9 protein-coding genes are annotated in these 12,516 nt (G+C 67.8%); 1 reads left to right on the top strand and 8 read right to left on the bottom strand.

Annotated features, from left to right (window positions below; genetic code table 11):
• Positions 1 to 91: 91 nt before the first annotated feature.
• The 6 genes from LA521A_RS11360 to LA521A_RS11335 form a co-directional block, all read right to left on the bottom strand.
• Entirely contained in the window at positions 92 to 2,521 is a 2,430-nt protein-coding gene (locus tag LA521A_RS11360; RefSeq protein ID WP_281779015.1) for a UDP-N-acetylglucosamine 2-epimerase, read from the bottom strand.
• A gap of 295 nt (positions 2,522 to 2,816) precedes the next feature.
• A complete protein-coding gene (locus LA521A_RS11355) occupies positions 2,817 to 3,200 on the bottom strand; it encodes an arsenate reductase/protein-tyrosine-phosphatase family protein (protein WP_281779014.1) in 384 nt (127 codons plus the stop codon).
• A gap of 176 nt (positions 3,201 to 3,376) precedes the next feature.
• A complete protein-coding gene (ligD, locus tag LA521A_RS11350) occupies positions 3,377 to 4,237 on the bottom strand; it encodes a non-homologous end-joining DNA ligase (RefSeq protein WP_281779013.1) in 861 nt (286 codons plus the stop codon).
• A gap of 28 nt (positions 4,238 to 4,265) precedes the next feature.
• Entirely contained in the window at positions 4,266 to 5,189 is a 924-nt protein-coding gene (ku, locus tag LA521A_RS11345; RefSeq protein WP_281779012.1) for a non-homologous end joining protein Ku, read from the bottom strand.
• 123 nt (positions 5,190 to 5,312) lie between these two features.
• Positions 5,313 to 5,837 carry a hypothetical protein gene (locus LA521A_RS11340; protein WP_281779011.1) on the bottom strand — a complete coding sequence of 175 codons (525 nt, stop codon included), beginning with the start codon at positions 5,835 to 5,837 and terminating at the stop codon, positions 5,313 to 5,315.
• Positions 5,838 to 6,132: 295 nt separating this feature from the next.
• On the bottom strand, positions 6,133 to 6,834 hold the full coding sequence (locus LA521A_RS11335; RefSeq protein WP_281779010.1) for a pirin family protein: 702 nt from the start codon (positions 6,832 to 6,834) through the stop codon (positions 6,133 to 6,135).
• 118 nt (positions 6,835 to 6,952) lie between these two features.
• Between LA521A_RS11335 and LA521A_RS11330 the strand changes: the two genes are divergently transcribed.
• Positions 6,953 to 7,870: a LysR family transcriptional regulator gene (locus LA521A_RS11330; protein WP_281779009.1), complete on the top strand. Its 918-nt coding sequence runs from the start codon at positions 6,953 to 6,955 to the stop codon at positions 7,868 to 7,870.
• Positions 7,871 to 8,038: 168 nt separating this feature from the next.
• Here the strand turns inward: LA521A_RS11330 and LA521A_RS11325 are convergent, their stop codons facing one another.
• Together LA521A_RS11325 and ligD (LA521A_RS11320) are read right to left on the bottom strand one after the other, a co-directional pair.
• Positions 8,039 to 9,415, bottom strand: a complete 1,377-nt coding sequence (locus LA521A_RS11325) for a S8 family peptidase (RefSeq protein WP_281779008.1) — start codon at positions 9,413 to 9,415, stop codon at positions 8,039 to 8,041.
• Positions 9,416 to 9,892: 477 nt separating this feature from the next.
• Positions 9,893 to 12,478: a DNA ligase D gene (gene ligD / locus LA521A_RS11320; RefSeq protein WP_281779007.1), complete on the bottom strand. Its 2,586-nt coding sequence runs from the start codon at positions 12,476 to 12,478 to the stop codon at positions 9,893 to 9,895.
• Positions 12,479 to 12,516 lie beyond the last annotated feature (38 nt).

The raw sequence follows: 12,516 nt of genomic DNA, 5'->3' as shown, positions 1-12,516 counted from the left end.
AGCGCACGCAGGAGGAACGCGGCGTGCCGCGCGTATGACACCCACGACCGTGGGGTCCTGGGACAGTGCGAAGCGCAGGCGAGGGGAGCGTTCAAGACGCGCCCCACGCGTTGCGGATCGCGACCTGGTTTGGCGAACCGGCGTCCCGCGACGGGGTCATCGGATGAGCTGCTGGACGCAGGCCCGCCAAGGCGTCGGCGACGCGCACATCGGCGTCGCTCAGATCTGGAATGTGGTTGCGATCGACCTGCGAAACGCGGCGCGGCGGCAGCCAGGCCTCGTCGAGCAGGCGCGACACGTGGCCGGCGATGGCCTGCGCGTCGTGGACCATCAGGTGCACGCGACCCTGCGCCTCCACCGGCGGCGGGTCGAGCGACAGCAGCGGGATTTCCAGCGCCATCGCCTCGGCATGCAGCGACGGGCCGACGAACGCCAGCCGCGCGCGGCGCAGCAGGAAGAGTGCTGCGAGGTAATCGGGCGCCTCGATGCGGTGCAGGTTTTCCGGGCCGTTGCCGTCCAGGAACACCGGATTGATCGCGCAGACGACGTCGACGCCCGGATGCTCGTGGGCCACGCGCGTGAGCGCGGCGCACATCAGCGTGGCGTGCGCTTCCTCGCATTCGTGCCCAAGCAGCAGGATCATCGGCGCGCCTTCGCGCAGCGCGGCGAAGCGTTCGGCCAGCGCCAGGCCCATGCCGTTGTCGGGCTGGAGGCGTTCGAGCGCGCTGCGCAGCGCGTCCGGCGCGGCGTTGCCGGTGACCAGCACGCGGTGCGCGGGCACGCCTTCGGCCACGAGCTGGCGACCGGCCGACTGGCCCGAGGCGACGTGCAGCGAGGCGAGGGCGCGCGCGATGCGGCGGCCCGGATCGTCCGCGGCGCGCGGCGCGCAGGTGTTGGCGAGGCCGCCGTCGATGCACACGACCGGCACGTGGTGGTAGTGGGCGGCGAGCGTGGTGGCGAGCGTCGCGGGCGCGTCGCCCGGCACGACGACGAGGTCCGGGCGCACCTGCGTCATCACGCGCTTGATGCCGCCCAGCGCGCTCGAGGTCATTTCCGCCGGATCTTCACCCGCCGCCGGGACTTCGATCTTCACGTCGGCCGACAGGTCGAACAGCTCGAGCACGCGCGCCGATTCCTGCTCCGATTCGGCGGCCACGCACAACGTGGTCTCGAAACGTTCGTCGCGCGCCAGCTGCTGCGCGATCGGCGCCATGCGCACCGCATCGGGTGAATCGCTCAGCACGCACAGCGCACGCACCGGCGGCTTGGGGTTGATGTCCGATGCGGCCTCTGCGGCGGCATCGGCCAGATGCAGCACGTCGGGCAATGCGATGCCGGCACGCGCGGGCGCATCGAGGCGCTCGGGCGCATTGCGCACCTCGTCGTGGTCGTCGAAATTCGCCAGCGCGCTGAGGAAATTGATGCCGTGGTTGTTGGTCTGCGTGTGCATCGGCACCGGCGCCGGTCGCGGCGCGCTGCGCGGCCAGCGACCGCGCAGACGCGTCAGCACCTTGGGCACCCACCACACGTGCAGCGCCATCACCAGCATGAACGCGGCGAAGGCGAGCGACTGCGGCATGTCGCGCAGCGACCAGCCGATGAGCACCAGCAGGCCCGCGATGGCGACCATCGTCAGCAGCACCAGCCGCGGCGGCATGCCGGTGTCGCACAGCAGGTGGTGCAGGTGCTGGCGATCGGCCTTGAACGGCGATCCGCCTGCGCGGATGCGGCGATACATCACCGCCAGCGTATCCATCACCGGCAGCGCGACGCACCACAGCACGTCCGGCGGGTTGAGGCGACCGACCTTGGCGTGACTCATATAAATAAGCGCCCAGGCCATGATGAAGCCGATCAGCGTGCTGCCGGCATCGCCCATGAAGACCTTGCGGCCGTCGGGCCAGCCCAGGTTGACGAACAGGTACGGTATCAGCGCGGCGAACAGCACCTGCAGCATCACCAGCACGCCCGGCATCGACCAGGACGAGTCGTCGAACAGCAGGATCGCGCCGATGCACACCATCGCCATGGTGGCGGCGAGGCCGTCGATGCCGTCCATCATGTTGAAGGCGTTGATGAGCCCGATGACGGCGATGATGGTGAAGGGAATGCCGAACAGGCCGATGTCGATGTGGCGCGTGCCGACGATCTGCCCCAGATCGTGCACGTAGAAGCCCGACATGAAGATGACCAGGCCCGCGGCGCCGGCCTCGACCAGCAGGCGGGAGGTGACGCTCAGGTTGCTGGCGTCGTCCAGTGCGCCGGCCGCGACGATCATCACGCCGCCGGCGAGCAGGCTCGTGACGAAGCCGTCGACATAGCCCAGATAGCTCAGTCCCACCAGGGTACCGAGGAAGAAGCACAGCCCGCCGATCAGCGGAATGCTGCCCCGGTGCTGTTTACGCGCATCGGGCCGATCCACCAGTCCGATCTTCCGCGCCCACGGGCGCATGGCGAAGATGGCGAACAGTGTCACGGCCAACGCGATCGCGCTGGCGGCCACCAGCTTGGGGTCCCTCATGCATGCACCTCGGATCAGAACACGAACGACTGAAAGGGCAAAGGCGTGTTGCGTTCCGTGTGCGTGCGCACTCAACCAATGCATCGGCATCGCGTTTGTTCCGTCGCGTGATCTGCGGACGTGTCCACAAAACGCGGTGCCTCCGTGCCGCAACGAATCTAGGCACGTGGTGTTGATGAAGAGATGAAAAAGAGTCGTTCACGCGAGTGAACCTGAGAACAGCGCCAGCTCAGGTTCAGTTCGATGAATCACTTCACAGCGCGCGCACGACGCTGAAGCAATTGGAATGGCCGTGTCACAGTTTTGTTTTCCAATCGCGGATACAAGACTCGATGCGATCGAACGCCGCATCGAATACGCGCTGGTCGCGGCCGTAGGGATCGTCGATGTCGCTCGCGTCCTGCCAGTGCGAAAGCATCAGCACGCGCCCACGCAACGTGGGGCATAACGCGAGCACCGCGGCGACCTGGCGTTGCTCCATCGCGAGCACGAGGTCGGATTGCTGCATCAGCAGCTTCGTGGCCTGGCGCGCGACGTGCTCGCTCCCGTCATAGCCGTGCGCGGCGAGCACGGCTTGTGCCTTGGGGTCGATCGGATAACCGCGCATGGCCGCCAGGCCCGCTGACGCGACCTGCATGCCCGGCCGCAGCAGGCGTGCACGCACGATGGCCTCGGCCATCGGACTTCGGCAGATGTTTCCCTTGCAGACGATAAGTAGACGTAGGCTCATGCACGCGACGCTAGCAAAGCCGCGCGTAAGGGCCATTCATCGTTGTGGCGCCTGGTTCAGGGTTGTGGAGAACGGGTGAAGCGGCGCGCCCGAAACATGCGTGCGGCCGGTGCCGCCGTTCCGCCTCAGGTGGGCAGCGACTGCCGGGCCCGATGCAGCGCGTGCCACGGATCGCGCTTGAGGTTGCGGGCGCGGCGCAAGGCCTTCGTCAGATCGAACGCGCCCGCCTGGCGCACGCGTCCCAGTTCTTCCCACGTCAGCGGCATCGCGACGGTCGCGCCCGGTCGTGCACGGAGCGACCAGCTCGTCACGCTGGTGGCGCCGCGCGAATTGCGCAGCCAGTCGATGAAGATGAGGCCTTCGCGCTTGGCTTTCGACGCGGTGGCGATGTAGCGGTCGGGCGCGCGCGAGACGAGCGAGTCGGCCACGCCCTCGCAGAAGGCCTTCACCTGCGACCAGTCGGGACCGGGGCGGATCGGCGCGACCACGTGCACGCCCTTGCCGCCGGAAAGACGAACCCAGCTGCGCAGCCCGAGTTCGGCGAGCCGGTCGCGCACTTCGCGCGCGGCTGCCTTCAATACATTCCACTCGATGCCTTCGTCCGGATCCAGGTCGAACACGAGGCGGTCGGGTTTCTCGATGTCGTCGATGCGCGAGCCCCACACGTGGAACTCCAGCGAGTTCATCTGCACCAGTTCGAGCACGCCATCGAGGTTCTCGACGTAGAGGTAATCGCCCTGGCCGCTGACTTCGCGCAGCGTGATCTCGCCCACGTGCTCGCCGAGCGAGTCGGCGTGATGCTTCTGGAAGAAACACGATCCGGCGATGCCGTCCGGGCAGCGCACCAGCGACAGCGGCCGGCGCACCAGTTCGGGCAGCATCCAGCGCGAGACCGCGCGGTAATAGTCGGCGACCTCGCCCTTGGTGATCTCCGCATCCGGGTAGACCACCTTGTCGGGACTGGTGAGCCGGGGCGTGGTGGCCATGCGTCAGCGTCGCATGTCGCGCGGTGCGTCAGGCCGACTTGCGCCCGGTGCGCTTGCGCGCGGTGGTCTTCTTCGCGGGCGCCTTCTTGGCGGCCTTTTTCGCTGGCGCGGACTTCTCGCCACCGCCACCGCCACCGCCGCTGCCCTTGCCGCCCTTCTTCTCCAGGCTGCGCTTGAGCAGGTCGGCGAAGTCGATGACGTTGGTCGCGGCGTTCTCGGGCAGGTTGTCCTCGTCGGCGGTGGCCTTGCGCACCACGTTCTTGGACTTCACGCGATCGTCGATCACCTTGCTCAGGCGCTCGCGGAAATCGTCCTTGTAGTTCTCCGGCTCCCACTTGGAACTCATCGATTCGATGAGCTGCTTGGCCATGTCGATCTCGCGCGTGGTGATCTTCCACTTTTCCAGGCCGCCTTCGGGCAGCTTGTAGTCGGCCGGATCGACGATCTCCTGCGCGAACCGCAGGATCAGCAGCATCAGCGCTTCGTCCTTCGGCACGACGGCGGCGAGGTATTCGCGCGTGCGGATCACCACGCGGCCGACGCCGGCCTGGCCGGTGCGCTTGAGCACCTCGCGCAGCAGCACGTAGCCCTTCTCGGCCTTCTTGCCCGGTTCGAGCACGTAGGGCTTCTCGAAGTATTCCGGGCCGATGGATTCCAGGTCGACGAAGGTATCGATGTCGACCGACTCCTTGTGGTCGGGCGCGGCGTTGGCGATGTCCGACTCCTCCAGCACGACGTAGCTGCCCTTGTCGTACTCGAAGGCCTTGACGATCTCCTTCCAAGGCACTTCCTCGCCGGTCTCGGCGTTCACGCGCTCGTACCGCACCGGCGCGTTGTTGCGGCTGTCGAGCATGCGGAACGACAGGTCCACGCGGCGTTCGCCGCTCATCAGCTTGACGGGGATGTTGAGCAGACCGAACGACAGCGTGCCGGTCCAGATGGGTCGGGCCATGGGATACCTCTGTCTACCGATGTGCTACCGGAACAAACCGGCCGTAGAACAGGGACTTTCGATCCAGCGGCGTGGGCGCCCGGTGAAAGCTGGGCCGCGCGTGGGACGCGGCCCGGCGCGGCTTCAGGCAAGGCCCGCGCCCGGCGTCGGAGCGCGGCGGGCGGCGCCGCGGACGCGAAGGGTCTGCCAGATCGCCCCGATCAGGTACGCCACGAACGCCGCGCCGATGGGGCCGAACAGGCGCGGATCCTCCGGCCCGGCCGCGTACGGCGCGCCCAGCGGCAGGCGCGTGAGGCTTTCCACGAACGCCGGGATGAAGTGGAAGAACAGCGCGGTGAGATTGAACAGCACAGCCACGTAGGTCGAAAGGCGGCCGAAACCGCGGCGCCGCTCCGCCAACCAGCCCAGCGCGAGCACCACCAGCGTCAGCACGCTCAGCACGTGCGGCGCGCCGAAGCCGCCGCGGCGGAAGATGAAAAGCCCGGTGATCGCCGCGCCGATCGTGAACCAGAAGAAGATCGCGCCCGCCCGCGTGGTGATGCGGATCTCGCGATGCGTGAACAATGCGGTGAAGCCGGCGATGACGCCGATGATCGCGATCGCGGTATGCACCGCACCGAAGGCGGTGACGTTTAGCAGCTCGAGCATGGCGTCGTCCTCGTGGGGAAGGGCGCGGGCGGCAGCCCTTCGGAAGGAATACGCGGAAAGCGGGACGGGGCGGCCATGCCTTTGCTCGTCATGCCCGCGAGGGCATGGCTTATGACGTCCGCACGTGTGCAGGTGAAAGCGTGAAAAGTCCCTGGATTCCCGCCTTCGCGGGAATGACGGTGTGGGGAGATTCCCGCCTTCGCGGGAATGACGAGCGGGGAGATTCCGCCTTCGCGCAAATGACGGCGCCAGGAAAAACCGCGCCCCCTCATCGGAAAAGGGCGCGGTTTGGTTCTTACGGCGCGGAGTCCACCAGCACGACTTCGGCGTCGTCCAGGGCCTTTACGGTAATCGCGCCCTCGTTGCGGATCGCCGCGCCGTCGCGCGCTTCAAGGCGCACGCCGTTCACTTCGATCGCGCCCTTCGCCGGCACGAGGTAGCCGTAGCGGTTCTCGCCGAACACGTATTCGGCCGACTCGCCGGCCGCCAGCGTCAGGCCGAGCACGCGCGCCTGGGCGCGGATCGGCAGGGCGTCCTCGTCGCCGGCGATGCCGCTGGCCAGCGTCACGAAGCGGCCCGAACGCTCGCCCTTCGGGAAGGGCTTGCTGCCCCAGGTCGGCGCACCGCCGCGGGCGTCGGGGATGATCCAGATCTGGAAGATCCGCGTGGTGTCCGGCTCCAGGTTGTATTCGGCGTGCTGGATGCCGGTGCCCGCGCTCATCACCTGCACGTCGCCGGCCTCGGTGCGGCCCTTGTTGCCCAGGTTGTCCTGGTGGGTGATCGCGCCTTCGCGGACGTAGGTGATGATCTCCATGTCCGAATGCGGATGCGGCGGGAAGCCCGTGTTCGCGGCGATGGTGTCGTCGTTCCACACGCGAAGCGCGCCCCAGCCCATGCGGGCGGCATCGTGGTAGCTGGCGAAGGAGAAGTGGTGCTTGGCATCGAGCCAACCGTGGTTGGCTCCGCCGAGGGAGTTGAACGGGCGACGCTCGATCATGACCTTGCTCCGGAAGTGGGTGGATTGCGTGGGGCAAACGATAGGCGCCCGACGGGCTGCTGGGAATGGAACGGATCGAGTATGATCGTTTCCGTTTCTTGCATGATGGCCTGCGCCCATGAAACTCCCCGACCTGGAAGCCTGGGCGATCTTCGCCAAGGTCGCCGAAACCGGCTCCTTCGCGCGCGCCGCGAGCGAGCTCGCCCTGTCGCAGGCGACGGTGTCCAAGGCCATCACGCGCCTGGAAACGCGGCTGAAGACGGTGCTGTTCCATCGCACCTCAAGGCGGATGTCGCTGACCGAAAGCGGCCGCGGCGCGCTGGAACGCGCCAGCCGCATCCTCGCCGAGGGCGAGGCGGTGGAGGCGGAAATCACCGCGCAGGCGGCCAGCCCGCGCGGCACCGTGCGCATGGCGGTGCCGATGTCGTTCGGCATCGAGCACCTCTCGCCGCTGCTGCCGGAGTTCATGGAGAAGTACCCGGACGTCTCGCTCGACGTGGACTTCGACGACGGCCTGGTCGATCTGGTCGGCGGCGGTTTCGACCTGGCGCTGCGCATCTCGGCGCTCGCCGATTCGAGCCTGCTCGCGCGCCGCCTGTGCGGCGTGCGCGTGTTGCTCGTCGCATCGCCGGCGTATCTGGATGCGCACGGACGGCCGAAGCATCCGCGCGAACTCGCGCAGCACAGCGCGCTGTTCTACACGTTGTCCCGCTTCGGCGGCGCATGGCGGTTTCAGCACCGGCGCCACGGCGATTTCTCCATCAGCGTCAACGCGCAGTTGCGCGTCAACAATGCCGAAGCGCTCAATCCCGCGCTGCTGGCCGGCATGGGCATCGCGTTGCAGCCGGAGTTCCTGGTGTGGCGCGAACTGAAGGCGGGGAAGCTGGAGATCGTGTTGCCGGAATGGTCGCCGCCGCCGATCGCGCTCCATGTCGTCACACCGCCCGGCCGCGTGCGCCCGGCGCGCGTGCAACTGCTCATCGAGCATCTGGTGAAGAAGTTCGCGAAGGCGCCGTGGGCGGAGCGCGCCGGCTGACGTCCGGCCCTCACCCCAACCCCTCTCCCGCGAGCGGGAGAGGGGCTCAACTCGCCATGTTCAATGCGATTGCATGCATCGCGTCGGGACCAGCCCTTCTCCCGCGTGCGGGAGAAGGTGCCGGCAGGCGGATGAGGGAAGAACGCGAAAAACAACGCCCGCATCACCTCACGGCGTGAGCGACAGCGCATTCGCCGCCGTGATCAACCCCGAGCCCGTCGCGTTCGCGCCCCAGCATTCGTTCACCGCCGGGCCCGACGGCTGCGAGACGAGCGCGCATCCGGCGCCCCACGGGATCGCCGCGGTGGTGAGGATGTCCTCGACGTCCGCCTGCACCAGGCCCGGGTTCTTCTGCAGCATCAGCGCGGCGATGCCCGCCACGTGCGGCGAGGACATCGAGGTGCCGCTCAGATAGAAGTACGAGGTCTTGCCGCTCTGCGTCTGGTACGGGCCGACCACCCACGAACCCGGCGCGACGACGTCGAGATCCTGTCCGGCCAGTTGGCGGCTGGAGAAATCGGCGATGTGGAAGTCCGCCGTGTTGGTCGGATCGGGTACGTCGTCGGCGTTCCACCAGTTACCCGGATTGCCGTCGGCGCCGGGCTTCCACTGGCCGTTCCATCCCGACGCGGCGACCGAGATCACCGGTGCGTACGCGCCCGGATAGCCCATGCCCGCATCGCCCTCGTTGCCGGCGGACGCGACGATCACCACGCCCTTGGAGATCGCGTAATCGATCGCGGCCTTCTCGGACGCATCGAGCACCGAACCGCCCAGGCTCATGTTGATCACCACCGGCGATGCGCCGAGCGCGCCGCTGGCCTTGAGGTTGGCGACGTAGACGATGCCGGCCGCCACCACCGACGACCAGCCCGAACCGTTCTGGTTCAGCACCTTCACCGGGATGACGGTCGATTTCGGCGCGGTGCCGTTGATCGGCACGCCGCCCAGGCTGTAGCCGAGGATCGTGCTGGTGACGTGCGTGCCGTGCGAGTTCTGGTCGTGCTCCCACTTGTTCGTCGGATCGGACACGTTGCCCTTTTCGCCGCCGCCGCCGTTGAAGGCTTTGGCGAACTGCGTGGCGATGCGTTCCTGCGGGAAATACTGGCGCCAGGTGTCGAGCAGGCCGGTGTCGAGCACGGCGACGTACACGCCGTTGCCATCGTACGCGGCGGTGCGTCCGACGCCGAAGTTGGTGACGTCCACCGCGTCCTGGTCCCACGTGCTCAGGCCGTTGGCGAAGTTGGTCGCGCTGACCGTATCGACCGGGCTGCCCTTGCGCTCGGCGTCGGGATTGGCGGCGATGACGAAGGGCAGGGCGCGGATGGCGGCGAGCTGGCTTTCGGTGGTCTTGAGCGTGACGAGGTCGATTTCGGCCACCACGTCGCGCACGGTGCCGTACGCGCCGAGCTTGGCGAGCGTCGCCGGCGTGGCGTCGCCGTTGAGCAGGACGTTGACGCCTAGCTGTCGTGAACCGGAGGCGGCCTGCGCTGCGACGGGAAGGGCGCAGGCGAGGGCGAGGACGCTCAGGGCTTTGTTGATCACGGGTGGATCTCCTCGGAGGGTGGCCCGTTCGGACGGGCGCGGGACAGGGTTGCCCGGAGCAAACGCGACTACGACGGGCAACAGGCCGCCCTCGTCCCTGTGGAGTCCCCATGCCGAAAGCGTGCGCATCCGGTCGGCGGATGGTGCGCGCGGATTTGTTGCGTCCGGGTCGTGCGCTTGTCGGAACGGTGTAAAGACCGAAGCTGTATGCGGGACGACCCCGGCGTTTGTAGCCCGGGTAAGCGGAGCGCACCCGGGGAGGGAGCGGGAAGGTTGCGGGTGGCGCACGCGGGCGATCCCGTCATCCCGGCGAAGGCCGGAACCCAGGCCGGAAGCCTCGAGCCTGCGTGGGAGTGCCCCTGCGCTACGAGCCTGGATCCCGGCCTTCGCCGGGATGACGGCGTGGTTCGCCGGGATGACGGTGTGTTCGCCCGGATGACGGTGTGGTTCGCAACCGCGCTACAACACGGCGCGCCCTCAATCCGCCGAGAACTTCGACAGGTTCTGTTTTACCTTCTCGATGCCCGCCCATGGGTCCTTGCGGCGACGCTTCAGGCGCGCGGGGACGTCGGCGATGGTGAACGCGTCGCCGCGCTTGAGTTTCGACAGCTCGCTCCACGCCAGCGGCATCGACACGGGCGCGCGCGGGCGTGCGCGCAGCGAATACGACGCCACCGCCGTCGCGCCGCGCCCGTTGCGCAGGTAGTCGACGAAGATGCGCTTGTTGCGCAGGCGCTTGGTCGACACCGACAGGAACCGATCGGGCTCGGCCTGCGACATCACCTCCGCGAAGCTCTGCGCGAACGGCTTCACCAGGCTCCAGTCGCAGCCCGGATTCAGCGGCACCACCACGTGCAGGCCCTTGCCGCCGGTGGTGCGCAGGAAGGATTCCAGTTCCAGTTCGATCAGGCGCTTGCGCACGTCGAGCGCCGCGCGTTTCACCTCGGCGAACGGGACGTCGGGGCCTGGGTCGAGGTCGAAGACGATGCGGTCGGCGCGATCGGGATCGTCCGCGTGCGCGCCCCACGGATGGAATTCCAGCGCGTTGAACTGCACCAGTTCCATCAGCGCGGCTTCGTCGTTCACCACCAGGTAGTTGGCGTTGTTGCCCGCTTCTTCCTTCAGGCGGACGAACTCGACCAGTTCCAGTCCCGGCGTGTGGTGCTTCTGGAAGAAACACGGTTTGTCCGTACCCGCCGGGCAGCGGATGATCGACAGCGGGCGCCCGGCGATTTCCGGCAGCAGGTGGTCTCGCACCGCGGCGTAGTAGTTGGCGACGTCGAGCTTGGTGTAGCCGTCGTCGGGATACAGCACCTTCGTCGGGCTGCTGAGCTTGGGCGGCGTGCGCGCGGGTGTCGCCGGAGTTTTCGCCGAGGCTTTCGTTGCCTTCTTCGCGGTCTTCTTCGTCGCCGCGGACTTCGATGCGGCGGACTTCGATGCGCCTTTCGCAGCCGAACCGCGCGGACCGCGATCGCTGTCGCCCAGGTCCTCGATGCGCTTGTCGTCGCGCACGGCCTTCAGCGACGGCTGCCGGAGTAGCCCCTGCCCGCCGATGCCGCGGAAGTTCACCTCGACCACGAAGCGCGGTTCGAACCACTTCGCGCTGCGCAGGTCGGTGTCGTTCTCGGGCACGTACACGGTCGGTTCCTTCGATCCGCCGCGTCCGAGCCGCTTGCTGATGTCCTTGATCAGCGTGTCCGAAAACCCGCTGCCGACGCGGCCCACGTAGGCCCAGCCGTGGCGCTTGTCGGGCGTGGCGAGCAGCAGCGAGCCGAACCCGCTGCGGCTGCCTTTCGGCGCCGTCCAGCCGACGACCGCGTATTCGTCGCTGTGCAGCGCCTTGGTCTTGCGCCAGTCGTCGCCGCGCCCGGAGTGGTAGGCGCGATCCGCGCGCTTGGAAATGATGCCTTCGAAATCCTGCTGCCCGGCGAGTTCGAACGCCTGCTCACCGTCGCCCACCGCGTGCGAGCTGTACGACAGGTGGCGCGTGCCTTCGCCGAGCACCTGCTCCAGCAGCGCCTTGCGTTCGATCAGCGGCGCCTTGCTGATGTCCACGCCGTCGATGTGCAGCAGGTCGAACAACGCGTACGAAAGCAGGCCCTGGCGCTCGCCCGACAGCGTGGCCTGCAACAGGTTGAAGTCGTCGCGCGTGCCGTTGCCGGCGATGAGCTCGCCGTCGAGCGCGGCGGATTTGAGGCCCAGCGCTTCGATCGCGCCGGTGATTTCCGGCACCTTGTCGGTCCAGTCCAGTGCGTTGCGCGACCACAGCTTCGCCTTGCCCTTCGCGACGGTGGCGACGATGCGGTAGCCGTCCCACTTGATCTCGTGCAGCCACTGGTCGCCGTCCGGCGGTGCGTCGCCGAGCTTGGCCAGCTGCGGCGCGAAGAACTCCGTCGGCGCGGCGGCTTTGCGCGCGCCGGTGAGTTTCATCGCGAGTTTCGCCCAGTCGCGATGGCGCGTGGCGCTGCGCACGGGCACTTCGGTTTCGCGCTTGCGCCTGGCCTTTCCGCGTCCGGCGCGCTTGGCGTCTTCGTCCGGCGGCGGGGTGACGTCGGCGAGCAGGTCGTCGGCTTCCAGCGTTCCGGCGTATTCGTCCTTGTCCTTGAACAGCAGCCACTGCGGCTGGCGCGCCGGCTTGCCCGAGCGCACCAGGTGCCAGCCGCCCTTGAGCTTGTCGCCGAACAGCTCGAAGCGCAGGTGCCCCTTGGCGAGCTGTTCCTCCGGATCGTATTGCGTCGCCCACACGCCGTGATCGAACTGCGCCACATGCCCGCCGCCGTAATGGCCTTTCGGGATCTCGCCTTCGAATTGCGCGTAATCGACCGGATGGTCTTCGACCTCGACGGCCATGCGCTTCACGTTCGGGTCGTAGCTCGGGCCCTTCGGCACGGCCCAGCTTTTCAGCGCGTCGCCGATCTGCAGGCGGAAGTCGTAATGCCGCCGGCTCGCGTGGTGCAGCTGGACGACGAAGATGGCCCGTTGGCCCTGCGGCAGGCGCTTGCCGGGCTCGGGTTCGCGGGTCTTGTTGAACTGACGCTTGCGGCGGTATTCCGTCAGGCTCATTGCACTTCATGCGGCGCGGGCGGGGTTTCACCATCCGC

This window comes from Lysobacter auxotrophicus (assembly GCF_027924565.1).
Taxonomy (GTDB): Bacteria; Pseudomonadota; Gammaproteobacteria; order Xanthomonadales; family Xanthomonadaceae; genus Lysobacter_J; species Lysobacter_J auxotrophicus.
The sequence above is the reverse complement of the archived record's forward strand: the minus strand, read 5'-3'. Positions and strand labels throughout refer to the sequence as shown.